The 26905-nt window shown below is 49.3% G+C and carries 17 protein-coding genes; 5 read left to right on the forward strand and 12 right to left on the reverse strand.

Annotated elements, in window-relative coordinates:
* The first annotated feature begins 1218 nt into the window (after positions 1–1218).
* Positions 1219–4110: an aminomethyl-transferring glycine dehydrogenase gene (gcvP, locus tag GL2_RS02115; protein WP_143729079.1), complete on the forward strand. Its 2892-nt coding sequence runs from the start codon at positions 1219–1221 to the stop codon at positions 4108–4110.
* A 582-nt stretch (positions 4111–4692) separates the two neighbouring features.
* On the opposite strand, the gene GL2_RS21640 is transcribed toward gcvP, so the two are convergent.
* The 7 genes from GL2_RS21640 to purU all read right to left on the reverse strand — a co-directional run bounded on the left by GL2_RS21640 (position 4693) and on the right by purU (position 11764).
* Positions 4693–6168: a glycosyl hydrolase family 18 protein gene (locus GL2_RS21640; protein WP_197736512.1), complete on the reverse strand. Its 1476-nt coding sequence runs from the start codon at positions 6166–6168 to the stop codon at positions 4693–4695.
* Between the two features lie 207 nt (positions 6169–6375).
* Positions 6376–7011, reverse strand: a complete 636-nt coding sequence (locus GL2_RS22085; RefSeq protein WP_143729080.1) for a TonB-dependent receptor domain-containing protein — start codon at positions 7009–7011, stop codon at positions 6376–6378.
* 68 nt (positions 7012–7079) lie between these two features.
* Positions 7080–8645 (reverse strand): TonB-dependent receptor domain-containing protein, encoded by a 1566-nt coding sequence (locus GL2_RS22090; RefSeq protein WP_143729081.1) that lies wholly within the window; start codon positions 8643–8645, stop codon positions 7080–7082.
* Positions 8646–8683: 38 nt separating this feature from the next.
* On the reverse strand, positions 8684–9196 hold the full coding sequence (locus tag GL2_RS02140; RefSeq protein ID WP_172621029.1) for a TonB-dependent receptor plug domain-containing protein: 513 nt from the start codon (positions 9194–9196) through the stop codon (positions 8684–8686).
* Positions 9197–9592: 396 nt separating this feature from the next.
* Entirely contained in the window at positions 9593–10324 is a 732-nt protein-coding gene (locus GL2_RS02145; RefSeq protein ID WP_143729083.1) for an AraC family transcriptional regulator, read from the reverse strand.
* Positions 10325–10442: 118 nt separating this feature from the next.
* Positions 10443–10853 (reverse strand): hypothetical protein, encoded by a 411-nt coding sequence (locus GL2_RS02150; RefSeq protein ID WP_143729084.1) that lies wholly within the window; start codon positions 10851–10853, stop codon positions 10443–10445.
* Positions 10854–10927: 74 nt separating this feature from the next.
* The gene (gene purU, locus GL2_RS02155; protein ID WP_143729085.1) at positions 10928–11764 is read right to left on the reverse strand and encodes a formyltetrahydrofolate deformylase; all 837 of its coding nucleotides are present in this window, start codon (positions 11762–11764) and stop codon (positions 10928–10930) included.
* An 83-nt stretch (positions 11765–11847) separates the two neighbouring features.
* Here purU and pepQ point away from each other — a divergent pair, with 83 nt between their 5' ends.
* Positions 11848–13161 carry a Xaa-Pro dipeptidase gene (gene pepQ, locus GL2_RS02160; RefSeq protein WP_143729086.1) on the forward strand — a complete coding sequence of 438 codons (1314 nt, stop codon included), beginning with the start codon at positions 11848–11850 and terminating at the stop codon, positions 13159–13161.
* 188 nt (positions 13162–13349) lie between these two features.
* Positions 13350–15398 carry an amidohydrolase family protein gene (locus GL2_RS02165; RefSeq protein WP_143729087.1) on the forward strand — a complete coding sequence of 683 codons (2049 nt, stop codon included), beginning with the start codon at positions 13350–13352 and terminating at the stop codon, positions 15396–15398.
* 92 nt (positions 15399–15490) lie between these two features.
* Here the strand turns inward: GL2_RS02165 and metE are convergent, their stop codons facing one another.
* Entirely contained in the window at positions 15491–17725 is a 2235-nt protein-coding gene (gene metE / locus GL2_RS02170) for a 5-methyltetrahydropteroyltriglutamate--homocysteine S-methyltransferase (protein WP_143732763.1), read from the reverse strand.
* Positions 17726–17877: 152 nt separating this feature from the next.
* On the opposite strand from metE, the gene GL2_RS02175 reads away from it, so the two are divergent.
* On the forward strand, positions 17878–18846 hold the full coding sequence (locus GL2_RS02175; protein ID WP_143729088.1) for a LysR family transcriptional regulator: 969 nt from the start codon (positions 17878–17880) through the stop codon (positions 18844–18846).
* A gap of 73 nt (positions 18847–18919) precedes the next feature.
* A complete protein-coding gene (locus tag GL2_RS02180) occupies positions 18920–19459 on the forward strand; it encodes a cytochrome b (RefSeq protein ID WP_143729089.1) in 540 nt (179 codons plus the stop codon).
* 89 nt (positions 19460–19548) lie between these two features.
* Here the strand turns inward: GL2_RS02180 and GL2_RS02185 are convergent, their stop codons facing one another.
* The 4 genes from GL2_RS02185 to GL2_RS02200 all read right to left on the reverse strand — a co-directional run bounded on the left by GL2_RS02185 (position 19549) and on the right by GL2_RS02200 (position 26891).
* Complete coding sequence (locus tag GL2_RS02185; RefSeq protein ID WP_143729090.1) at positions 19549–21312, reverse strand: DEAD/DEAH box helicase; 1764 nt, start codon at positions 21310–21312, stop codon at positions 19549–19551.
* A gap of 205 nt (positions 21313–21517) precedes the next feature.
* Entirely contained in the window at positions 21518–22762 is a 1245-nt protein-coding gene (locus GL2_RS02190) for a capsule biosynthesis protein (protein WP_143729091.1), read from the reverse strand.
* Between the two features lie 1154 nt (positions 22763–23916).
* Positions 23917–25854 (reverse strand): capsular polysaccharide biosynthesis protein, encoded by a 1938-nt coding sequence (locus tag GL2_RS02195; protein ID WP_370452092.1) that lies wholly within the window; start codon positions 25852–25854, stop codon positions 23917–23919.
* Between the two features lie 104 nt (positions 25855–25958).
* Positions 25959–26891 (reverse strand): glycosyltransferase family 1 protein, encoded by a 933-nt coding sequence (locus tag GL2_RS02200; RefSeq protein WP_232053739.1) that lies wholly within the window; start codon positions 26889–26891, stop codon positions 25959–25961.
* Between the last annotated feature and the right edge of the window lie 14 nt (positions 26892–26905).

Consider the following 26905-nt stretch of genomic DNA (forward strand, 5'->3'; position numbering starts at 1 on the left):
CTAGATATTCTTCAATATCGATACGCTCTGAAATGAGCTTCACTTCCGCCTCAGGGCCCGTGCGCTCGCAATAGGGCTTGCCTATTCACGGCAGGCGCAGCCACCATTTGAGCCAACTAACACAGTGAAAATGGTTGAACAGCTGACTGTTTTGTTGCACTTCTCAAGTGCCCATGCGCCCGGCAACTTGTTCAGGGCTTACGTTATTCCGCTGGTGGTCGATTTGCACTTTCATGGCGAAATCGATCTTAGGAAGCCCTGAAAAATCAGTTTCCAGCCTGCAAAATATTCCAGGCAACAAAAAGGTTATTTTTTAGTCTGAATTCAAGTTTTCATGCATACTTATCTTCATGTTCAGCACCTAGGCCAGCAAATATGTTTTCCCAATCAGCAACCACCCGCATAGTGGGTGATATGGTGAAAGCCCCCTGGGGAGTTAGTTACAACTCTGCCAGTTGCATTTGCTCTTGGCATTGCCCTTGAAACCTTCCCCCTTCGGGGGATTGCCTACTTGCAGGGAAGCGATTCAGCCCCTCAGGGTTATTTATATCGTCGAAACTTCTTTCTATTTTAATCACTCCTTTATCCCACTGCAGATACCCAGTCATTCGGTGGATTGAAAGATTCAAAACCCAGGTCAAACAACATCTAATACAGGCCTCATTCCACAGGCTGCATCCATGATCGCTTTGGCATCATCCATATCGCAGTTCTTGATGGCTAGTACGTCGCTCTCAATAAGGAGCTGGCCAATCTGTAGAAATAGCTAAGATGGTTTGCTTATTGAGTAAATAGAAAAATCTTAGGGAAGACGCAAAGTATTCAGCATACCATTAGCAGTTAGCGGTCTATTAGGGGGATGGTCAACCATCAAATCTGCTCAGCCATGCGTAGAACAAAATCTCCCCACTCCCCATTTCACAGGATTAAACCCACTTTTCACCTCCAAATTTAGCAGTTTCCTCGTTAAAATCCCGCAGATTGCCCCTACTCGCCCCGGTTGCTAAGATGCGCGCCTGCCGCTATGGCCCGGCTTCCCCTCAGGTTTCCTATTGCGACTCTGGGGCTGCCAGCAAACCGATTTCCCAAGCGTTACCCTCGCCTATCCGCAACTCGGAGGCCCGAGGCTTTCCACAGGAAAAGCGGTATCGAGGCCAGGTGCTATTTTTAACCGCGAGCGCACCGCGACGACTCCCTGCGACTACAGGAACGAAGTTTATGACCCAACCATCGCTGCAGCAGTTGGAACAACACGACGCCTTTATCCATCGCCATATTGGCCCCGATGCCAAACAGGTAGAGGCCATGCTGGAAACCCTTGGAGTTGCCAGCCTCGAAGAGCTGATCGAGAAAACCGTGCCCGAAGCCATTCGCAAGACCGATGAGCTGGATCTGGCCGATGCGATCAATGAAGTTGAGGCCATCGCAGAGCTGAAAGATATCGCGGCGCGCAACAAGGTCTACCGCACCTTTATTGGTATGGGTTACCACGACACCATTACCCCCAATGTGATCCTGCGCAATGTGCTGGAGAATCCGGGTTGGTATACCGCCTATACCCCTTACCAGCCGGAAATTGCCCAGGGGCGTCTGGAAGGTCTGCTGAACTTCCAGCAGATGATCATGGACCTCACCGGTATGGAATTGGCCAACGCCTCCATGCTGGACGAAGGCACAGCTGCTGCGGAAGCCATGGCCATGTGTAAACGCCAGGCCAAGCGCAATAAATCCAACGTCTACTTTGTGGACCAGGACTGCCACCCGCAGACCATCGCCGTAGTTAAAACCCGCGCCGAGCACTTCGGATTCGAGGTAGTTGTAGGCGATGTGGAGAAAGATATCCCCGCCGAGCTGTTCGGTGCGCTGCTGCAATACCCCGGCAGCACCGGTCGCGTACGCGACCTGACCGATATCATCACCAAGGTGCACGAAGCCAACGCCTTGGTAACCGTGGCCGCAGACCTGATGAGCCTGGTAGCCCTGCGGGCACCGGGTGATATGGGCGCAGACGTAGTTGTTGGCTGTAACCAACGCTTCGGTATTCCCATGGGCTACGGTGGTCCCCACGCTGGCTTCTTTGCCTTCCGCGAAGCCTACAAGCGCTCCGCACCAGGCCGCATTATTGGTGTTTCCGTAGACAGCAAAGGCAAACGCGCACTGCGTATGGCCATGCAGACCCGCGAACAGCATATTCGCCGCGAGAAAGCCAACTCCAATATCTGTACTTCCCAGGTTTTGCTGGCAGTGATGAGTGCTTTCTACGGGATTTACCACGGCCCCGAAGGCCTGAAGACTATCGCCGCCCGCATCCAGCGCCTGGCCGATATCCTCGCTTCCGCACTACAGCAGGAAGGCTTCAATCTGGCCCACGACAGCTGGTTCGATACTCTGAATATCACCGTTGGCACCAAGCAGGAAGAAATCTACCAGCGCGCTCTGGCCTCCGAGATCAACCTGCGTAAAGTGGGCGAGGACGCCCTGGGTGTAAGCCTGAGCGAAACCGCCACCCTGCAAGATGTGTCCGACCTGATTAACGCCTTTATCGGCACTGAGCACAGCATCGATCTGCACATCCTGGATAGCGAGATCGCCAGCAAAGGCTCCCTGGGTGTACCCGCCTCACTGGTTCGCGATACCGAGTTTATGACCCACCCGGTGTTCAACAGCTACCACTCCGAGACCGAGATGCTGCGCTACCTCAAGTCTCTGGAAGCCAAGGACATCGCCCTGAATCACTCCATGATTCCCCTGGGTTCCTGCACCATGAAGCTGAATGCCACTGCCGAGATGATTCCGGTTACCTGGCCCGAGTTCGGCAAGTTGCACCCCTTCGCACCAGTAGACCAAGCGGAAGGCTACGCGGAAATGTTCCGTCAGCTACAGCAGATGCTATCCGCCTGTACCGGTTACGATGCGGTTAGCCTGCAGCCCAACGCCGGTTCTCAGGGTGAATACGCTGGCCTGGTTGCGATCAAGAAGTACTTCGAAGCGAAGGGCGAAACCCAGCGCGACATCTGCCTGATTCCCGCCTCCGCCCATGGCACCAACCCGGCTTCCGCCATGATGGTGAGCATGAAAGTGGTTGTGGTTGCCTGTGATAATAAAGGCAATGTGGATATCGCAGACCTGAAGGCCAAAATCGAAGAGCACGGCGACCGCGTTGCCGCACTGATGGTCACCTACCCATCTACCCACGGGGTGTTCGAGGAAGGTATCCGAGAAGTTTGCGACCTGGTTCACCAGGCTGGCGGCCAGGTTTATATCGACGGAGCCAACATGAACGCCCTCATCGGCGTCGCGGCTCCGGGTCAGTTCGGTGGTGACGTATCCCACCTGAACCTGCACAAAACTTTCTGTATTCCTCACGGTGGCGGCGGCCCCGGTATGGGCCCTATCGCTGTTGGCGAACACCTGAAGCCCTACCTGGCAGCCCACCCGGTGACTGAAGTACCGGAAACCAACCTGGAGAACGGCACCATCTCCGCCGCACCCTGGGGCTCTGCCAGCATCCTGCCGATCAGCTGGATGTATATCCGTATGATGGGTAAGCAAGGCATGAAGCAGGCTACCGAAATGGCGATCCTGAACGCCAACTACGTAGCCAAGAAACTGGGCGAGCACTATTCCCTGCTCTACACCGGCACCAACGGTTTTGTGGCCCACGAGTGCCTGGTTGACCTGCGCCCGCTCAAGGAAGCCAGCGGCATCACCGAAGAAGATATCGCCAAGCGCCTGATGGACTTCGGTTTCCACTCCCCCACCATGTCCTTCCCGGTAGCCGGCACCCTAATGATCGAGCCTACCGAAAGTGAGTCCAAAGGTGAGCTGGATCGCTTTATCGAGGCAATGGTAACAATTCGCCAGGAAGTGGAAGACGTAACCAGCGGTAAGTACACCCCTGAAGACAACCCGCTGCACAACGCCCCTCACACCCTTGAGGACGTGATGAGCGATGAGTGGACCCACAGCTACTCCCGCGATATCGCCGCGCGCCCAGCGGCGTGGCTGAAAGAGCACAAGGTATGGCCTGCTGCTAACCGTATCGACAACGTATACGGCGACCGTAACCTGATCTGCTCTTGCCCACCGATTGAGAGCTACGCTGAGTAAAATCCGACACTCTTACAGGTGGATTTTAAAGCGGGCTTTATGCCCGCTTTTTTCGTTTTTAACACTGCTAATTAGATATAGTGCCATCTGCAATGCGCTCCCTTTCCCCTCAATTGACAGCAAGGAATACCCTATCAAAAGCGGTGCACAGAGAAGAGGCAAGATTAGAAAAGCTCGACGAAAAAGAATAGAAAAATTATAGCAGGGAAAGGCCCTTGACCAATACAGTGCCCCCATTCCTGACTGGGCTTCGCCGGCAAATAGGACAGTTTCGTATACCATTGTTTATGTATTGATATTCTTCTCTACTGCCCGGACCAGGGCTTCCAATGTAAAGACTGCGGCTCAGGTGAAGTATGGACAGCCAAGGAATAAAAATGGTGGCATAAAGTCGCCAAAGGAGGCTTCGAAACTTCAGCTGTTCGTTGCCGTCCTTGCAGGAAATTGAAAAGCCAGACCAAGGCAATGTTCTCAGACGGAGCAAAGCCATACACCATAGCTTCTACAAAGTAGCCAACTGGAAACTCCCCGCTTCATCCGGTTACAGCAAATCCACGGGGTGTCCATCAAACAATCATTTCATTATTTGAGACAGTTAGGCACCTCTGAAGTACCGGGCCATACAGTGGACAAATAACCCGAGGAATCTTTAGTAACATTAAAAATCATAGTGCCGCCACCAAGGTTATTATTCTCATTACATGATGCTAAAGCGCTCGCTGCAGAAGCACTATTCAATACAGTAGAAGCACCAACACCAAGCTTGGATCTATCAACACCCAGATTTATGTACTTCTGGATGCGCGAAGTACAGTTTGAACCCTGCCAGTAGCTCATCTCCCAACCGTAGGTTAACTGATCGCCCAACTTCTTACCGTTCCATTCAGCCTGAAATACATCAGTGTCACTCCAAAGCGCTTTAGAAATGATTTTATTGGGCATTTTTTCACGTAATGCGCTGGTAACCTTAACCAAAGAGTCAGAATAAGTTTGGCTACATTGTGAGTATTCATCATCAATATCAATACCGTCCAATCCATACTGGTCTACGGCATCTTTCAATTGCTGGGCGAAATCATCTGCGGACTGTTCATTGGCAAAGCAGGACCAGCCGGCATTTTGATGATTCCCAAGCACACTGAGTACAACTTTTGTCCCCTTATCCTGCAAACCTTGGATCGTGCTCAAATTGTTGTTGAGCAGATTCGATACCTGATCATTGAAATGTAAAACCGCCTTTTGGCCATCATAATTAATGTTCGCGGCAAAAATTACAGCAATATCAAATAGCTGACTACCATCACTTTCTGTGAAACAACCGGCATTGCCAATGTCATTACTATTTACTTCTACGTAAGCAACTTTTGGTAATGACTCACTTTGCGTAGGGGCATCAGATTTACATAATGTAGAACCCAAAGTTCGAACTTCATTTTTACGTGAACTACATCCGTAACCGCTTCCATCCATAGAAGCATTGTCGGCCAGACTAGCGATTTCCCAATCACCCAGTACTGAACACAATTCATCTTTATAGATTTGTGCTTCAAGGTAAGTAACCGGACTTGCTTCAGATGTACAGCTACTCCCACTGACAACATGTGGAGTAGAGGGTTGAGACTTACATAGTGTTTTCATTAGTTGACGACTGTCGCTACCAGAGAGCTGGCAACTAGAGCCGACATGCTCAATTGAGGCCCCATTTGACAGCCCCACCACATCACCACTACTAAGCAAAGCACAAAAATCATCAGGATAGTTTAGTGCCTCAGCATAACTCACCTCTGAAGCACCTGAAGGGCAAGTATTAGCACTAACCACTTCAATATCCGCATGTGCACTGGCCTGGCAAAAAATATAGACGCATGCAAATTGCATCACCCTTTGACACTGTTGTTTCATATGAAACCCCATATTTATTATTAATTTTTTGGAGAGATGGAATGTAAAAATGACCATCGCACACCAAATATAACCAATGGTTCTTATTGGTACAAATATATTATTTACAATTTTCGAAAGCAGCAAACTCTTCAGATAATTCTTGATGAAAAACAATGACCACCAAAAGATATAGATTAAATTTACACACAACAACCATACCGGCGAGTACGCCAATCCCCAAGAAAAAATTGGAGAAATACAGGCAGGTAAACTCAAAAAAACACGATATAAAGATGACCTTGTGTATTTGCCACCTTACAGAAGTAGAAAAATCGAGCATAGCGAATAACGTTATGCTCGAAAAGCGCGATCAACGAGGAATTAGAATTTGTAATTAGCTCCGATATATAAGCGACGCCCAGAGTAATTGTAATAGGTCATTCGGTTTTCCTGCTTCCAGAAACCTTCTGTTTTCTCTTCCGTTAGATTAATAATAGATGCCGTGAAATTAAGGTTTTCATTAAGGTTATAGCTGGCATTAATATCAAGCTGCCCATAGGCTTTATCATACAAATTGTAGCCCTGATGAAGACCACCAGCCCGATCATCCTTCCAATTATAGGATGCACGGACACTGTACATATCATTCTCATAATAACCGGAAAGGTTGTACTGGTGCTTCGCCGTACCGGGAATTTCTGCGTCAGTCTCTACATCATCAACAAAGACATCAGAGGTACTCGTATCGGTGTAGGTATAATTAGCCATTACACCGAAACCACTCTCAAATGCATGCTGTGCAAATAACTCAAGACCCTGCGAGGTCGCCTCCGCACCTCCAGTTTTAGTGCTCATATCGACTTCGATCAGCCCGTTACAACAGTTGTGTTCACGCAAGACAACTTCAGTCGTAGTGACAGGAAGATTACTGATGTCTTTGCTAAACAAAGTAGCACCAAGTGCAGAGCCATCAGCGTAATACCACTCAATCCCCAAATCAAACTGATTGGACATCATGGCTTCCAATCCTGTATTAGTGGAGGTGCCGCTCCCGCGGCCAGTCCAGGAATCCGGGGAATTGATATTTACAGGGGGCCATAAGACTCTGCCTGCCCTAAATCTGCATAACTAACCCGCGACATTGTTCTCGCAGCCGCAAATCGCAGTACTAGATCTTCAGTTAGATCCCATGCAACATTTAAACTCGGTAAGAAATTGTCGCTATCAGCACTGCGATTATTAGCATTGGTAATATCAGTCTCTTGACCAATAATGTCGTCATATGTCGAAGTGGTTAAATCTGTATTAACATAGCGGACGCCAAAGTTACCGCGGAAAGCACTCCATTCAAAGTCTGCCTGAGCATAAAGGGAGAATATCTTTTCCTCAATGGTGTAAGTACCGGATAGGACAGGAACAACCGTACGCGTAAAATTATCACTGACATACTCTTTCAGTGCATCAATATCAAATGGCAGGTAATCAATAGCTCCAGTTCCACCCGCACTGTTATCGACCACTCCGCTACCCAAAAGAATAGAAGTGTCCGGATGGAAATCAGGGTTGTGGAACCATTCGGTTCCAGACAACCATCCACGATAACCACCATTATCTGAGATACCATCATCCCATAAGAAAGTATCTCTTAGAGATTTGGCCTCATGATCACGGTATTTTGTGCCCACATAGACTTTGGTGATCCCGCCCCAATCCGTATCAAATCCAAGATCTAGCTGATAATAGTCTTCCCGGTCCCTATTTTGAGTGGCATCAGAACTGAACCAATCATAGTAGGGATATGCTTCTCTATCTGATGTGAGATCAGTAGAAATTTCATAACTTGGCTTACCATCAGCAATGCTCCAGTACCAACTATTTATGGAGCCATTACGAGCATCCATATTAGCCATGATCCGTTCGGAAACACCGCCTTCAGCTGAGCTACGTCCAACATTTATCGCTGCAGTATAGAAGTCACCTTGGTACACTACTTCAAAGTCGAAAGTTTGGGACTCAGACTCACCATAACTATCTTGGCCTGTCAACTGGGGAGACATCAAACCGCGCTCGACTTTTACCCCACCATTGACATCATCATCGCCCCAATTATCGTCATTAAGAAAGCCATTATCACCGTTACCATAGCCAACTACGGTATCTCCCTCCAACACAATACCGTAATAGGGGTTATGATTATCATTCCATTCCGCTAATGTGAGGCTCTGACTGCGTGTGTCGTACCCCAACTGAGACCCAAAATAGTTAAAGGCGAACTCCAAACGCTCAGTCGGTCGCCACTGGGTAGTAATCTGGTAACCATCGCGGGTTCTGTCCTGCTCATGATTGCCAATCCCCATCGCTCTAGGAGCCCATACATTGTTGTAAATTACAGGATTTTCATCACCAGCCGTTGATTGCTCAACTATTGCCGGACGCTCGGCCCCTTCAACTGTGTCAGAATGGAAACGCCAATGACTTGCATAGTTCTCAATAGAAGTAACGGTTCTATCCTGTTTAGTATAACTAGCTAGAATCCCAAATGTTTCACTCTCATTTTTCCAAGAATAAAACGCACTGTATTGAGGTTCCCACTTTTCATTTGTATCTGAATAAGTGGTTTCTGTTGATATTATTCCTTCGCCTGCATCCATTTCTAATGGTTTGCGACTATGTAGAATAACTGTACCGCCTATCCCCCCTCATCTATTCTGGCTTCCGGACTCTTGTAAACCTCCACTTTACTGATCATATTGGAAGGCATCAAAGTATAGTTAAAGCTGCGAGATGGCGCTCCACCATCAGAGGTGGCAATATAATTCCCGTTAAGCTGAGTCAAAGTCCACTCATCACTAGTACCACGGATACTAACTCTGTTACCTTCACCGCCGCTTCGAGTGATGGTTATCCCGGGAACCCGCTGGAGAGAGTCCGCAACATTCTTATCAGGAAACTTACCCACATCTTCCGCGGTAATTGCATCCACAATCGCATTGGAATCCCGCTTGATCTCGAGGTTTCTGGTAGAGCTCTCAAGGATTCCAATTACTTGAACTTCTTCTATTCTCTCATCAGAATCGGAAGTATCTTCCGCGATCGCCATGCTACTCACTACAAGCGAGATAGCAGAGACTATGGATTTTCGCCTGAATTCTCTGGTCCAGGTATTCCCTGTATCTCGGCTGTTCTTATTAATTGTTTTCATAGCATCCCAACTTTCTATTTTTTCTCTCAGCGGTTCAAAAAGTGCCAGCCCCCTAATTGAGGGCTGGCGCATAACTGCCAGGGGACCCTAAACCCCAAGTAGACAGTTCATTTGTTGAGCACTAAAACACTAAGAAAAAACAATGATGAAGAGGTAATCAAAACTGGGACAGTAATGACACAAAATCGGCGTTTTTAGATATAGCGGAGAATTGAGGCGGACAGACAGATCTGGACAAAGACTGGATTACCACATGTTTTTAAGGATAAGTGATCACATCGGATTCGAAAATTGGCTTTATTGAAGGAAATGAAATAGGCGGCTGCCAGCCTGCAAGGATAGTGGTAAATTGGCAGCCACTCTAAATTAACAAAGGATACTTCGCTTGATTAATCTCTAAATCTGAGACTGAAGCTCTTCACGATAACTAGCTGGGAGCTGGCCGAACATACCTTTGAAATGTCTACTGAAGTAACTATGAGAGGTAAAACCAACCCGGTATGCGATTTCTGATATGGGATTTTGTGTTTCTATCAACATGCGGCGAGAATTCTCCAGCCTCACTTCCCGGACGAACTGCATCGGAGTCTTTTCCAGGTACTTTTTGAAACGCCGCTCTAACGCACTTACAGATAAGCTAGCCACTTCTGCCAAATCCTCCACAGTAATTGACTGGTTATAATTATTTTTTATATATTCAACGGGTTTTTTTAGTTTATCCATACGAGAAAGCGTTTTAACCGTTTCCTTCAGGTCCCTAGCCACTCCATAAGTGCCTATAATTATTCCGCTGGGGCTTTTTAGTGGCCTTTTCGAAGTGGTGAACCAAACTAATTCTCCGGACTTACCAATATTCAGTTCCAGGCGATCTGTGATCGTCTCTCCCGCTATCACCCTTTTATCATCGCGCATATAGTTTTTAGCAAGGTAAGAAGGGGAGAAATCCATATCCGAACGCCCCACCACCTGATGTAAAGATCTACACCCGACGTGCTCAATAAATTCTCGGTTACAATGGACTACATAACCGGACTCGTCTTTTACCCAGAAAATAATATCTGATATAAGGTCAAAGACTTCTATAATCTGCTGCGTAGAGACTTGCTCTAGTATTGATTCGTACTTCATTATTCTTATCTACACTTTTAGTACTAAACCGAAACAACAACTGAACCACTTATTGAATATTCCTCCTGTAAACCATTTACCTAATACACCTTTTTGAATGTAAAATATAAGCCAGCTACTAGAAAGCCCCTTCCCTGCACTCTCCCCTTACTTCGCCACCATACTCTGAAATAGTTCGCTCAATCTCAAAATACCCCTGCTCGCAAAAGCCTGTTTCCAGCATTTTCTGTTCTAGCGCCCAATCAAAGTACTCTTCTACGCGGCGAATAGATCCCCGCCTTATGGGTTGCCTTTGCATACGGCGCTGAGAATCTGAGTTGGCTTCTATCGGTACGAGAATATCACGCCGCTTTCGTTCTACAGTAAATGTAAAACGCTTTGCACCATTAGGTGCTATTTCAGTATTGAAAGAGTCCTTCATTCCCGGGATTGGTTTTTGGTTGGAGCAAGCTGCAAAAAATAAGGTAACCACCAGACTAACCATTATCTTTGGCTGGGGAAGCCAGTTAGAATTTTTATTATTAGTCATCGTGTAGACGCTCTCCAATTTCTCAAAAGTGCTTAAATGTGGAGGGTTCACCCTCACCTCACCCATTTCTTATTCTATTTGAAAACCACAGTTTTATTTCCGTGGATAAACACACGCTCCTGCAGTACCAGCTGCAGGGCTCGAGACAGTACCTGCTTTTCCACATCCCGACCCGCATCCGCCATTGCCTCTGCAGAATAAGCGTGGTCTACATGGATCACATCCTGCTCGATAATCGGCCCTTCATCCAAATCATTGGTAACAAAGTGGGCAGTAGCTCCGATAATTTTAACCCCGCGCTCATAGGCCTGCCTGTAGGGTTTGGCACCAATAAAGGCCGGTAGGAAAGAGTGGTGGATATTGATAATACGACCACTGTAGCGGGCCACAAATTCAGGGGTGAGCACACGCATATATTTCGCCAAAACCAGGTAATCGGGATTGTACTCATCCACCAGCGCAGCAACCTGCTGCTCATGTGAGCTGCGATCCAGCCCTTCAGCCGACACACAGTGGAATGGAATATCAAATTTTTGTACTAAACCCGCTAGATCCGGGTGATTACCAATCACCGCTGTGATTTCCACATCCAGCGCACCGGAATAGCATTTCATCAGAATATCCCCCAGGCAATGGGGCTCACGGGTGACCATTAGCACTAACCGCTTGCGCTCAGCAGACACCAGGAGCCGCTCGGCGCCTTGGGGCAGGGTCATATCCAGGTCTTCAAGGAACGTCGTATCGTTGAAGATCCCCTCAAGGGCGGTGCGCATAAAGAAGCGGCCCCTTTCCCGATCTACAAACTCGTCATTCTTAATGATATTGAGCTGGTGCTTGTAGCAAATATTGGTAATCTTCGCGATCAGCCCCTTATCATCGGGGCAATCAGTCAGCAGTATCTTCTTTTCCATGGTCGAATTTCAGGCCAAATATCCAGACTTCAGACTATACACTATGCCGACTTGTAGATTCAGCGATCCATCCCGGGGAGAACATGGATAAAAACCTTTACGCAGATCATATCGCCACACTAAGCCGCCGGTACGATGAGATATTGGGGGAATGCGGCTTCGACAGCCTCAATGTGTACAGTGGTGCACCAAAGATGCAGTTTCTGGATGACAACCCTTACCCTTTCAAGGTCAACCCCCACTTCAAAGCCTTGGTGCCTGTCACTGATAATCCGCATAGCTGGGTGATTTATCGGCGCGGGCAAAAGCCCAAACTACTGTTCTACCGCCCCGTAGACTTTTGGCACTATGTACCCCCCGCTCCCAAGACTTTTTGGAGCGAGTTCTACGATATAGAGTTGCTGAGTAAGCCCGCAGAAGCCAAAGAGTTCCTAAATGCTGAGAATACCGCCTTTATTGGTGAGGGTGACAGGCTCCAGGGCTGGCCCTTAGGCAGTGACAATCCCGAGTTGCTGATCAACCACCTGCATTGGGCGCGTGCCTACAAAACACCTTACGAGATTGCCTGCCTGCGCGAAGCAAACCGTATTGCGGTAGCTGGGCACCAAGCTGCTGAACAGGCCTTCCGCAGCGGAGCCAGTGAATTTGAGATCAACCAGGCCTATCTGAGTGCTGCCGGTCAGGGCGAGAACCGTATGCCCTACGGAAATATTGTCGCCCTGAATGAACACGCAGCCATACTGCATTACACCCACCTTTCCACCCAGCGCCTACCGGAAGCTGAACTGAGGACTTTCCTGATAGATGCCGGTGCCGACTGCAACGGTTACTGCTCCGATATCACCCGTACCTATGCCTACGCTGATAGCGAATTTGCGCAGCTACTGGCCGCCATGGATGAGAAACAGCTGGAGCTGGTCAATGGCCTCAAGCCGGGCCTGCCCTACCCCGACCTTCACCGGCAGTGCCACCTGAAAGTAGGTCAGTTACTGGCACAGTTTGGAGTGATCAAAACTTCTGCAGAGGGCGCGGTGGAATCCGGGCTAACTCGCCCCTTTATGCCGCATGGCCTGGGGCACTTCCTCGGTCTGCAGGTACACGATGTAGGTGGCTTCCAAAGCGGGCCCGAAGGTGGCACTACACCCCCACCTGCAGAATACCCCTTCCTGCGTACCAGTCGTACGATTGAGGAAAACCAGGTATTTACTATTGAACCCGGCCTCTACTTTATCGATAGCCTGTTGGATGAATTAAAAGCAACTGATCTCGCCGCTGAGGTAAATTGGGATAAAGTGGAAGACTTCCGCCCCTACGGAGGAGTGCGAATTGAAGATAACATCGTTGTACGCGCTGAAGGTAACGTGAACCTTTCCCGAGATGGTTTCATAGGGTTTTGAGCCTCGGAAAGTAGCTCGAGTTATAGGCGGTGGATACCCCACCGCTTACCCCCAACGTCCTGCCGCACTTAGTTTTCACTCCATCGCATATATTGAAGCAAGTATTAAAAAACAGTCCCCCACTATTGCCCAGTCGCTAAAAAAAAGCCAACCTGCCCCCCAAACAAAAGAAAGGGAAGGCTTTAATCATGAAAATATCCAGACTCTCAGCCGTTGTCACAGCAACCCTATTGGCGACAGCCAATCCGTCCTACGCAAAATCTATCGAATATAAATTTTATGATAAAGAAGGCATTGCCGGCTCTGAAATTATCGAGCAAGACGGTAACCAAGTTACTGGAGAATTAAAACTTGGCTGGAACAATCGCCGTTTGAGTTTAAAAGAAAGCTTTACCATCGGTGACAGCGAAATGCTGGAAAAACTTACGATTGAAGGTATCAGTCCTTTTGGCGCGCCGGTTAATGAAGAGTTTTTCCTGGTAGACGGCATAGCCAAGTGGAAAGGTTCGGATGAAAATGGCAGCGCAAAAACTTCTGAAGACCAATTTTATATCCCCAAAAACAGTACTCTGGCCGTACAAACCCAGTTGGTAAAAGCCTTACTTGTTGATGAAGACCATATCATCCCCCTGCTACCTCAGGGGCAGGCGCGACTGCACAAACTCGACGAATTAACAGTGCAGCAAGGACCACAAAAGAAAAAGGTTTACCTATATGGCGTGAGTGGACTGGGCTTTACCCCTGAATTGAGCTGGTATGATGAAGAAGGCGAGTTATTTGCCGCTGACGAAGGCGGCTGGTTTGCGATTCTCCGCGAGGGATGGGACAAATCCCATCTGGAAGTCCTCAAGAAACACCAAGTAGCCGCTGCAGATAAATACCTGCAGGATATTGCAGTCAAACATACCCATACCTCTTCACAGCCCATCCTGCTTAGCAACGTGAATGTGGTGGACGTAGAAGCTGGGAAGCTGCAAAAACAGCGCCATGTCCTGGTGGAGGACGGCAAGATCAGTAAGATCAGCAGTCGCCCAATTAAAATGAAAGGCGTCACCAAGATTGACGCCAAGGGCCACACCCTGATTCCCGGCCTGTGGGATATGCATGCGCATTTATCTGCAACCGATGGCACCCTAAATATGGCTGCAGGTATTATCAATGTGCGCGATATAGGCAATACTCATGAAGCCGTGACACGAATCTCCGAACTTTATGAATCCGAACAGATCATCGGCGGTGATATGTTCCGCGCAGGCTTTATGGACCGGGAGAGCGAAAACGCCATGCGCATGGGCAAAACTGCCAACAGCCTGGAAGAAGCCAAGGAGATCGTCGACTGGTATTCAGAGCGAGGCTATCAGCAGATCAAAACTTACAGCTCCATGGAGCCCGAGTGGATTGCCCCACTGGCAGAGCATATCCACAGTAAAGATATGCGCTTGTCCGGCCATATTCCGGCCTTTATGACTGCCGAGGAAGCTATCGATGCTGGCTTCGATGAGATCCAGCATATCAACATGTTGTTCCTCAACTTTATGGGCAAGATCGATACCCGTAAAAGACTACGCTTCACCGAGATTGGCGAGCACGCCCATGAACTTGACCTGGACAGCGAAGAAGTAGCGGCATTTCTGGATAAGCTGGCCGAAAAGGGCACCGTTGTGGATGCTACTACCACCGTTTTTAAATCCATGCTTTTACGCCAGCCCGGAAAGATGGACCCGGAATTTGCCAATGTTGCCGAGCACCTGCCAGCCAATATACGCCGCTATTTTGTCGGCGCAGAGCTGGACGTAAAACCGGAGCACCGCCATGCCTACGATATGTCTGCAGAGGCCCTGCTGGATATGGTGCGTAAACTGCACGAGCACAAGGTCACCATGGTCGCCGGCTCCGATGGGATTCCCGGTTTCACCCTGCTGCGAGAATTAGAGCTCTATGCCAAATCCGGTATTCCAGCCATCGATGTATTGCGCACCGCTACCCTGATCCCGGCTCAGGTAATGGGGGCTGATAAATACACCGGTAGTATTTCTGTAGGGAAGAATGCGGATCTGGTATTGCTGGAGGGCAACCCGCTTGAGGATATTACCGCTCTGCGCCGTGCAGCTCTCGTAATTGAGGGGCAAAACCTGTATCGCCCGGATGAGCTGTATAAGGCTCTGGGTATTAAACCCTTCCACCCCTCAGTGCCTTTTGAGTTAAATGGCACTACAACTGTTGCCGTAAAAGACTAGAAATTATTGGCCCGCCTATAAAAAAACCGGGAGAAATACCTCTTCCGGTTTTTTTACCAGGTAAATTCGACAATCAATGCCGCTACCCTGTATCAGGCCAGCTCGGATCGCACTGCCCGCGCAGCCTCCACCATATTCAACAGGGATGACCCAACCTCTGCCCAACTGCGGGTCTTGAGGCCGCAATCCGGGTTCACCCAAAGCCTCTCCACCGGTACTACCTCAGCAATCTTCTTTAAGCGATCCACTAATTCTGCCCGCTCGGGCACATTGGGGGAGTGAATATCGTATACACCCGGTCCAATTTCATTGGGATAGCCATCGCTCCTATCGGCAAAAGCAGTGAGTAGGCGTAAGTCGGAACGTGCAGATTCGATAGTAATCACATCCGCATCCAGAGACACAATCGCATCCATAATTGCATTGAAGTTGCTATAGCACATATGAGTATGGATTTGCGTTTCCGCTTTCACCTCACTGCAGGTATAACGGAAGCAGCCTACAGCCCAGGAAAAGTAATCTGTGTGCCCAGACTTTCTCAGCGGTACGCCTTCACGCAGGGCCGGCTCGTCAATCTGGATAATACCTATGCCTGCAGCTTCCAGATCCAAGACTTCCTCACGCAGTGCTTTAGCAATTTGCAGGCAACTCTCACTGCGGTGAATATCCTCCCGCGGGAAGGACCAGTTTAGAATTGTCACCGGACCTGTCAGCATACCTTTCACCGGCTTATTGGTGAGGCTCTGCGCATAACTACTCCACTCCACAGTCATGGCCTGTGGGCGGGAGATATCACCGAAAATAATCGGCGGCTTCACACAGCGGGAACCGTAACTCTGTACCCAGCCGTTGCCAGTGTGTACAAAACCATCCAGCTGCTCCCCAAAATATTCCACCATATCGTTGCGTTCGGCCTCGCCATGAACCAGAACATCCAGGCCAAGGATTTCCTGGCGACGGATTGCTTCGGCAATCTCCGCCCGCAAATGATCGAGATAATCCCCCTCGCTGATTTCACCATTGCGGTGCTGGCGGCGAACCTTACGCAGTAAATCAGTCTGGGGGAATGATCCAATAGTCGTAGTGGGTAGCAGGGGCAGCTGCCAGCGCTCAGCCTGTACCGGTGCGCGCTCCAGGTAGCGCTGTCCCCGCCAGGTACCCTGCAGCTGCTCAGCAACCGGACAACTCTGTCCGTCATGTTTCGGGTTGTCTGCAACCGCACTAATATTTTGTTTCAGGAGTTGCTGCAGCTGCGCCAGCTCAGTCAGTTTCTGGCGGCTGTAGGCGAGCTTTTGTTTTTGCTCTACTGAGAGAGTGACTTCGGTATTCAAGTCAACCGGACTATGCAACAGTGAACAGCTGGCCGAGATCCACAGGCGGTCGCCAAGCTTCTCCACCAGAGGCTTCAGTGTGCGCTGCCACTTCTCCAGATCGGCACGCCAAATATTACGCCCATTCACCACACCGACAGACAGCACTTGCTTCTCACCAGTATGTTTCACTGCAGTATTTAATTCTTCAGGTGCACGCACACAGTCAATATGTACTCCCTCCACCGACAACGAGAAGGCAAGGTTCAGGTTTTCCCGCAGTGGTGAAAAGTACGTTGCCAGCAGCAAATTCAGGTTACCTGAAGCTGTACGGAGCTCCTCATAAGCACTGTTGAATGCTGAGCGCCACTCATCCGGCAAATCCAAGCCCAGAATTGGTTCATCAACCTGTACCCACTCCACCCCCAGATCGGCTAGCTGTGACAACAGCTTGGCATAGCAAGGCAACAGGCCTGGCAGCAGTGACAAAGCATTATCAACACCCCTTCCCAGCCACAAATAAGTCAAAGGGCCGATGACTACCGGTTTAGCTTTGTGACCTTGGGCCTGGGCTTCGCGCACTTCTTCCAGCAGCCACTCACTGTCCAGGGAAAATACCTGCCCAGCTGAAAATTCAGGCACCAAGTAATGGTAATTGGTATCAAACCATTTGGTCATGGCACTGGCAGCCACCGGCTGTCCTGAGGGGGCACGACCACGTGCCAAACGGAAGTATTGGTCCAGCTTGTTGCCGGCGGCACCTTCAGAGAAGCGATCGGCCACCACTCCAAACATAAGAGAGTGATTAAGCACCTGGTCGTACCAGGCAAAATCACCCACCGTCACCAAATCCAGGCCGGCATCACTCTGTGCCTGCCAGTTGCTCCGACGGATTTCCGCTCCCACCTGCAGTAGCTGTTGCTGAGGCGTATCCCCACGCCAGTATGCCTCCTGGGCTTTTTTCAGTTCGCGATTGGCCCCGATACGGGGATAGCCAAGAATATGTGCCTGCGCCATGTCTCTAATTACCAAGTCCATTCCTGTGAGGGGGAGCATCGCCGGTTCCAGATCCGGCCACACCCTCCGCGATAATTCAGACTTGATTGTGTAGGCACAATGTTATTCAATCAATTTCATATTTTTTGCAATTAACATGAATAAATCTAAAGATGATTGAACTGCGCCAACTACGCGCCCTTTGCACTTTGCGTGAGACCGGCAGCCTGGTCAGGGCTGCCGAGCGACTGCACCTGACCCAATCGGCCCTGTCTCATTTATTCCGGGAAATGGAGGAACGACACGAACAGCCGCTATTTGTCCGTAAATCACGCCCACTGCGTTTTACCAGTGCCGGGCTGCGCCTACTCCAACTTGCCGACGACATACTACCGCGAGTAGCCGTCGCCCAGAGAGATCTGGCGCGCCTGGCCTCAGGGCAGTCGGGCCGCCTGAATATCGCTATCGAATGCCACAGCTGCTATCAGTGGCTGATGCCAACACTAAATACCTATCGCGATGACTGGCCCGAGGTAGAGTTGGACCTTTGCAGCGGCTTTCACTTCGCTCCGCTACCGGCGCTGGTACGCGGCGACCTTGATCTGGTGGTCACCTCCAACCCGGATACGGAGCTGAAAGGCGTTCACTACTATCCGCTGTTCAGTTTTGAAATGTGCCTGGCGCTAAACCGTAATCACCCGCTATTACAGAATGGCAAACGACGCTGGGTCACCCCCGAGGATATAGATGGAGAAGTGCAGATTACCTATCCGGTGGAGCGCGAACGCCTGGATATCTTCCAGTATTTTCTCGACCCGGCAGGCATCGAGCCCGAAGATGTGCGCACGGCTGAATTGACAGTTATGATGGTGCAGCTGGTGGCCAGTGGCCGCGGTGTCTGTGCCCTGCCCGACTGGGCCTTGCATGAGTACCTGCAAAAGGGATTTATTGCACAACTGCGCCTGGGGGAAAAGGGCCTTTGGAGTACTTTGTATGCTGCGGTGCGTGAAGAAATGCTGGAGCAGGCCTACCTGGCCGACTTTCTGCAAACCGCACGGGATACCTGTTTTTCCCACTTGAAGGGCATACGCGCCGCCACTGGATCCGAGAGTCGACAGGCCGGATCAGCCACAGAGATATAACGGGAGTGGGTACACACACCCACCAGATACGATCAGCCCTCAATGGGGCAGAGTTTTTACAGGAGATTTACCTATGTCAACATCAAGCGAAGGCTGGAATTCCGTCAGCAAGGGCTTGCACTGGCTGTTTGTCATTCTACTTCTGGCCGTCTGGGGGGCCGTGGAGTTACATGAGTTCTACGACCGGGAAGATCCCATGCGCGGCTGGTTTGTACGCCTGCATTTCTCATTAGGTGTCGCGGTATTGATGCTGCTAGCTGTGCGCCTCTACTGGCGTGCACGTCACAAGCGCCCACAGATCCAGGGAAGCACCTGGCAGAAAGCCCTCTCCAAACTGACACACGGCGCTCTCTACCTGGTTCTTTTGGCTATGCCGGTTTCCGGTATTGTCATGCGCCAACTGTTTGGCCGCGATACTGAATTTTTTGGCCTTTTCGCACTGCCGCGCCTGCTGGAGAAAAATCCAGATTTGGGCAAACAGCTCGCTTTCCTGCACAAGGACGTTCTGTGGCCGGCACTGCTGGTATTGGTTGGCCTGCATATCGCCGCAGCCCTGTGGCATCACTTTGTAAAGCGCGACACAACCCTGACCCGTATGCTGCCACAGCGATAGAGAGGGAAGACTGGGAAGAAGCATCAATCCTTAGCGGTTGATCAAATAAAAAAACGGCGCTAATTGCGCCGTTTTTTTATGGGGCTTAATTACTCCCCGCTATTTTCCCGCTTGAACTTGGGCTTGCTCTTCGGCTTACCCTTGGGCTTGCCTTTTGGCTTAGCCTTAGGCTTTGCACCGGCCTCGTCAAAACGGGAAATCTTCATCGGCTTTCCAGCCACACGCACTTTCTTCAAGTGCTGGAAGACTTCCTTGGGCATTCCAGAGGGAAGATCTACTGTGGTGAAATCCGGGTAGATCTCAATCCGGCCAATGTAGGAGCTATCCAGCTCTACTTCATTGGCGATTGCACCAACAATACTGCCCGGTCTTACGCCTTGCTCGCGACCGATTTCGATACGGTAACGCTCCAGGCCTTCATCCGGTGGGGGCATCTTGCGGTCTTTCTCATAACCGCCTTTCTTGCGTCCACGCCCTTCGAAGTCTGCATCGCGCTCAGGTCTCTCACGGCGCTGCCTGGGCTCCTGCTCTTTGATCAGCAGTGGCTGGTCACCCTGGGCCATCGAAGCCAGTGCTGCGGCGACATCCAACGGGTCCACATCGTTTTGCGCCAGGAACTCTTCTACCAGCTGACGGTAGGGAGCCAAGTCGGTCTGGCCTTCCAGGGTCGCAGTAATACGCTCGCGGAAACGCTGCATGCGGGCGCTGTTGACTGCGTCGGCGCTGGGCAATTCCAGCTTCTCGATAGGCTTCTTGGTCGCTTTTTCGATAACCCGTAACATGCGGCGCTCACGCGGAGCCACAAACAGGATGGCATCACCTTCGCGACCGGCGCGGCCTGTCCGGCCGATACGGTGAATATAAGCTTCCGTATCGTAGGGGATGTCATAGTTGATTACATGGCTGATGCGTTTTACATCCAGGCCACGCGCCGCCACATCGGTGGCTACAACGATATCGAGCTTGCCTTTCTTGAGCTTGTCGATCACCCCTTCACGCAGGTTCTGCGCCATATCGCCATTCAGAGCGGCACTAGCGAAGCCCCGCGCCGCCAGCTTGTCCGCAAGCTCCACAGTGCTGTTCTTGGTGCGAACGAAAATGATTGTGGCATCCACCGGCTCTGCTTCGAGGATACGGGTCAGTGCGTCCAGCTTGTGCAGGCCGCCTACCGGCCAGTAGCGCTGGCGAATAGTCTCGGCAGTCTCAGTTTTAACACGTATTTTGACTTCAACCGGTTCCTGCAGGTGCTCGCGGGCAATTCGGGCAATCTCTTTGGGCATAGTGGCAGAAAAGAGAGCGATCTGACGCTCTTCAGGAATCTGTTCCAGCACCCACTGCACGTCATCAATAAAGCCCATACGCAGCATCTCATCGGCTTCATCCAGCACCAGAGTACGCAGGTTGGATAGGTCCAGGGAGCCACGACGCATATGGTCCATCACCCGGCCCGGGGTTCCCACCACCAGCTGCACTCCGCGCTTCAACTGCTGCATCTGGCCACGATAATCTGCACCACCGTAGATGGGGGCGACGTGGAAGCCTTTCAGCTTGGAAGCATAAGACTGGCACGCCTCAGCCACCTGGATTGCCAATTCTCGAGTCGGTGCCAGTACGAGAGCCTGAGGGCGGCGGTCTTTAAGGTCCAGTTGGGACAATAGTGGCAAGGCGAAGGCAGCAGTTTTACCGGTGCCGGTCTGCGCCTGGCCCAGTACATCGCGGCCCTCCATCAAAGAAGGGATAGTTTGCGCCTGAATTGGGGATGGGGTCTCATAACCAAGCTTTTCGATGGCATTGAGGATTTCAGACGGCAAGCCCAGCTGGTCGAAGCCGGCCGGTTTTGGGGTATCGGTCATTTCGGAATTCACTTGAAGCCAAAGTCCCTATCGCGGGACCGGAGCGGCGGGTCAAAAGGCCGCGCAGTCTAACAGGTTAGCCGACTTAGATCAGCCTATTTTTTAAACAAATAGTGACCGCTCCAACTGTGACTTCACATCTACCCCCACCTTTTAGCTACGGGAAAGAGGCAATGGCAACAGCGCTTATTGAAAGATCCGGGTTTCAACCATCATCCGTTCCGTTCGCTTCACTGTGCGGCGCCTGTGGAACAGCGAGTGCAGCGATTGACTCAAGGTTTCTTTGCACCCCTTCAATGGTCATGTCGATATCTTTGGAGAAACTGCCATCGACCTGAGTCAGCTCATAGAGGTAGGTATGAAAACGTTGAAAATAGGCGAAATCCACCGCCTCTGGCTCTGACCAAAAGTTGGCGAGCTTGCCCTGGTGTGTTATTCCCGGTATGTCGTACAGTGCTCGGCCAAGCACCTTGGTAGGAACCTTGTGCAACAGCGCCGAGATACCTACCGTGCTATTGATCGTCACAACTCCCCTGGCATGATCCAGCAAAGTTGGCAGGTGCAAATCATGGCAATAGATAACCCGGCCAACAATCTGATACCGTCGCGCCAACACATCAATCAGCTTCTGATAATGACAAAACCCCCGGTCCATTGGGTGGTGCTTGATGACCACCACAGTGTCGCCGGCGGCATTTTCAGCGAATGATTTCAACACCACATCAATAGCATTTTCTATAGAGAGCAAATCAGAATGCTCCCGCAGCTGAAAATCATCACGAGTCTGCAAGGGAAACAGGAAGAAGCGCTGGCTTAGATCGGTGGTTAACCGAGGTGTCAGTTTACGTTCGGCGATCTTATAGACCCCTTTACGGGCAAAACTGCGCAGCCAGCTCGTACCCTCCCCTAGCCAGTCACGGTTGCGATGATGCCGATAATGAGGAAATTCAGGCTGCGCCAAGCGCATTGCCAGGTAATATAAGATTGCGTTCCGTGCCCGATGCCAAAATGTCTGCCCTATTGGAGCTCCCCGCTGGCGTCCGCAGGGCTTATATTGCTTAATCGCTTCTTCGGACCAGTCCATCTGAGAAAAAGCATTCACACCGCCCCATTCAAGCGTGACAAAATCCGGGCGTAAGTACCCCTCCTCAAATACAGCAAAGGGAATTTGAAGAGACTTACAGATCTCTCGAGCTCTGGCGTGATAGCGCCGGCAGTCCCCATAGACGAACACGGCTTTGGCTCCATTCTCCAGAAGGTACTGGCGGAAAAAGAATGGCCAGTCATCCTCAATGCCTGTGAAGTTTACCTGGAAGTCAGCCCAGGCAAAGTAACGGTCACCACCGTTTAAATTGATTTTGTGGGTGACCACACCATACTCAGACAGCTTCTTTGCCAGCCGGGCAAAGAAGGGGCCGTGAGGTCCCTGTAGGAATACTGCAGCAGACATAAATTGACCTATTCTTGAGTATCAATAAGCTGGCGCAATACAACTTGTTGGCAAGCAAGTGTAGAAGGTGAGAATGGAAACTTGCCTACGCATTTCAATACCACAAAACCTAAATTAGCAGACACTGCACAGTGAGGCATTTTCTCATCAAAAGTCAAGTTCCTATAGCCCTCTCTTGGGTGCCACTCGGCATGGCTGACTGGCCAACAATAGATACACGAGTAAGCAACCCCTTTCCCCAGAAGCTCCTCTGTACACGCAAGTGATATACTAAGAAATATTAGGGGACTTATTTTCATCAACTATAGAAGCGGTTTCAGAAGAGAGGCCGGTGAATAAAAATCGCGGCTAATCATCAACGTCACTTAATTACAGGTTAATTGGAGTTGAACTTATAAAAATTTGAGATTGAGCTATTTCCCCGCCAAATATCAGCAGCGTCAAAATGGAGATCTTATAGCATGGGGAAAAATATGCCATCACACCCGAATACAGTAAACACTTCGCCTCTCCTAAAGAAAAATTACTGGCATATCCAGGTGAAATACTCGACATCAAAGAAAGTAAGCCGTTAACCCCCGGGCTCTGCAACACACCTGAAATCGCCCCCGAAAATACCTACGAATAAAAACAAAAAATCGCAATCGATTGCACAAAGCAAACGGGAGCTTCTACGCAATCGTAAATCTTGTGTTGAAATTTAAAAACGCCTGAAAACCAGCAACGCCTCATAATGCAACCCTGCTTACCAAAAGCTATCTTTCAGCAGCAATGATTTTTTTATTAATAAAAACCAAGCTGACACCTACAAACAAAACATATAGCTGGCAATATAAAAAATCGAGAATGGAATGAAAGCCGACATCGCCTTGCTACCAACCATTAAGTCGCCGGGATAACAACGATGGTAATAGATAAGAACCAGGAGGAAACTATAGAAACAATATAAACTATAATGAAGTAAAAATCCTCAACCGCTCTTATAGGAAAGATAAATACCCACCAGCCTACCCCCCTCCTTTAACTGATATAAATTCAAAAAAATCAGCTATAGATACCTGGATGACAGTAGCCATTTACCTCTTTAACAAGTCAGGAAATTAATAGAACAACCGGCATCAAGTCCTACAAAAAAAACAAGGAAAGCACTAAATTCAATAACGTAGAAACCTATTCCGATACCAACGAAACAGCTTCAAAAAACTGTTCTCCCGCCTATCAGACACTCGCTCTCGCTGCAATAGCTCTACTGTCGTTTCCGCATCAATATACTCTCCAGTATTTCGATCTATATACACTGGATAAAGTAACAAAGTCGCAGCAATTAGCTGATCCAGACTTAGATTACGCTGTCGACGAACTCTAAAGCCAAGTAAGTCTTCCTCAATCAGCTCTTGATTGTTAATAAGTTTATCTTCTGTGAGCCCCCAGCCTGCATAAAAGGGCAATCCGTAGGTCACAACTCTGATCCCGCGTAATAAAGCCTCAAAACCACTAAGTGAACTAAGTGTATGCACCTCATCGATATCATCCAGAAGTGAGGAAATATCACCATCTTCCAGTAAGGAATCATACAGAGATTGAGCACTTGCCGGCAACGCACCAATACGTGCCCCAGCAACTACATCAGGATGTGGTTTATAGATAATATATGCACCAGGGCAATCCCTTCTCACTCTCTCAAGCAGTGAAAAATTAGTCGTTATCTTTGGGGAGCCGTAGGCGATGGATGCATCACTTTCTACTTGCCCAGGAACTAGAATCACTTTTTTATTTTTGCAAATATCAGTGCTAGAGACTACTTTATTACCGCTAACGTTATATTTTGTCAGGCCTTTTTCAACTAATATCTTCCAGAGCTTTCTAGCACGCTCCAATAAGGGCTCTGAAAAATTTTCTGTATTTAACAAAAACTCAAGATCACTGGGATATCGGGCATCAAAATAGATACCTCGGGAATCGAAGACCAAAGAGTTAGGGGAGACCAAATCTGCCCCCAAACCGACAGAGCGCAGGAAACCATCTTCCACTCTCCACAAATTTAAATTCGAACTACTACAGTCCTCCTTCAAGCTATTTGATGCTCGATTTGCCCAAATCAAAATATTGGTGTTGGCTTCCAGCTTTTGCACTTGCGTATGTAGCCTGGAAAAGTCCACCCTGGCCTTACCTCCAAGAAACCTGGGGATAAACCCACGCTTCCAGGGTGAAAACCCAATACCCTGCCAATTCCCCCTGAACCGATTCCACTGCCTTTTTTGTTCCGCTATCAGTTTAACTGTATCTTCAAATTCACACTTTCGACCAGTGTAAGGGTTAATGTATCGGCAATATTGCAAATATGCTGCATGGAAAACTTCTGCCAGAGTACGCTCAATACCGCGACGCTCTGAACTTTGACGATCTTTGGTCAACCCCCAACCGGCATAAAAAGGCAGGCCATAACAATGTACTTCTTTACCTGCGATAAGGGCATCCAATCCCAGCTGACTACTCACCACATAGACTTTTTCAACTCGGTCAAATATCGCCCAGGGTGAAATATCCTCGGCTATTACCCTACAACCTTTTTCCTCAGCCAGATCCCTTAGATAGCCTTGTTTTTTTCCTGTAATCACATCGGGGTGAATCTTTACAACAATCTCAGCTTTAGGGTTTTCAAAGATAGCGCCTTCCAGCATTTCCTTAAAATGCTGTTCCGAAGCCAATCCTCCACGGACAGATTCATCACCTTTTGTTTGATCAACAACCAATACACGAGATTGGTTCACCGACCAATTCAAGGGAGTGTCAATAGAGGTATTGTATTTACACAACCGATGGCCTCGTAAAAGGTTAAGACCTTTCACCGCTCGTTCTAACTCTGTAGTTGTGTAACGAGCATTTTTGATCAGTGATTCAAGATCGTTCGGGCGAGAGGCATCGTAATAAATGCCTGTATTGTCAACAATCAGACTGTGAGGTTGCGCTCCATTTACACCTAATCCCAGAGAGCGTAAAAAACCATCCTCAATACTGGCATAAGGTAGGTTTGCCCGGCCAGCCATACGCTGTGCCTTAGCCGCAGTTGCCTTTAGCCCCCAACCAACCATTTGGGTAACATTCCTGCCAGGTTTTGATAACACATATTGACAGGGAGCCCCCAGAAAATGTTCCAGGTTATGTAATTGGCGAAGTCCGAACGAGCAATATCCTATTAAAGACACTGTTCCGCTCCGGTTAATAATTTTTCCCGCAAAGGTTTATCTTCTGCTAAGCGTAAAATAGCCTCCACCCAGGCGGATGCTTGCATTGGCAAAAGTAAGCCATTTTTCTGATGACGAATCACCCGGCCATAGATTTCACCTTCCGCATAAATACCCACCGCACCCGCCTGTGTGATATCAAAAAACTTGGTGTAGGATCTGGCTTTATTGAATGACGAATCAAGCAGCGGAGCCAATCCAATAGTGCGACCAGGCCTTCGCATCATGGATAAATAGGTTGGCCATTTCATAGGGTGTATTACTTGTACACGAGATACCCCTCGAAAGAGCTTATTTATACGCCCATCACCGATAATTTCGAAATTCAGATGTGAATTTCTCTGGATTACCTCCTGAAATACCGGAACCAGCCAACGAATCTCCCCAATATGAGATGCTGAACCATGATAAAAAATGGTTAAGGATTGATCCCTTTTCACATCCATTGGCTCCGCCTGTAGTAATTCAGGAGACCACTGTTGGTACTTATGATACAAATATGGCGTTGAAACCAACAAACCGGCGCTTATTGACTTCAGCCACCATTGTCGCGACCAGCTGTAATGCAAAATCTTCAATTGATACCGGGGGGACAGACCAGCAAAAGCTGACCAATCAAATAAGTCATCATCGATAAATAAATGCACCGCGGACAGCTTGCTTAGATTTTTACGAACCAGGTACTGCCACTGCCTGGGAATATAGCGTACAAATATAATCCCAACACCCTCTAGCTCACCGCCACCAGGCAGATCACAGAAAAGCAGTCTCTGTACTTGCCCTCCTTTCTTACGTAAATAAGGCAGAACAAAATAATCCGTAGAGGGGTTTGGCCCCTCTTCAACGACCAACCAACGATTCGTATTATCCAATTCAGATTTCAAAGGCTTCAACTCTC

The sequence above is a fragment of the Microbulbifer sp. GL-2 genome (assembly GCF_007183175.1).
In the GTDB taxonomy this organism is placed as follows: domain Bacteria; phylum Pseudomonadota; class Gammaproteobacteria; order Pseudomonadales; family Cellvibrionaceae; genus Microbulbifer.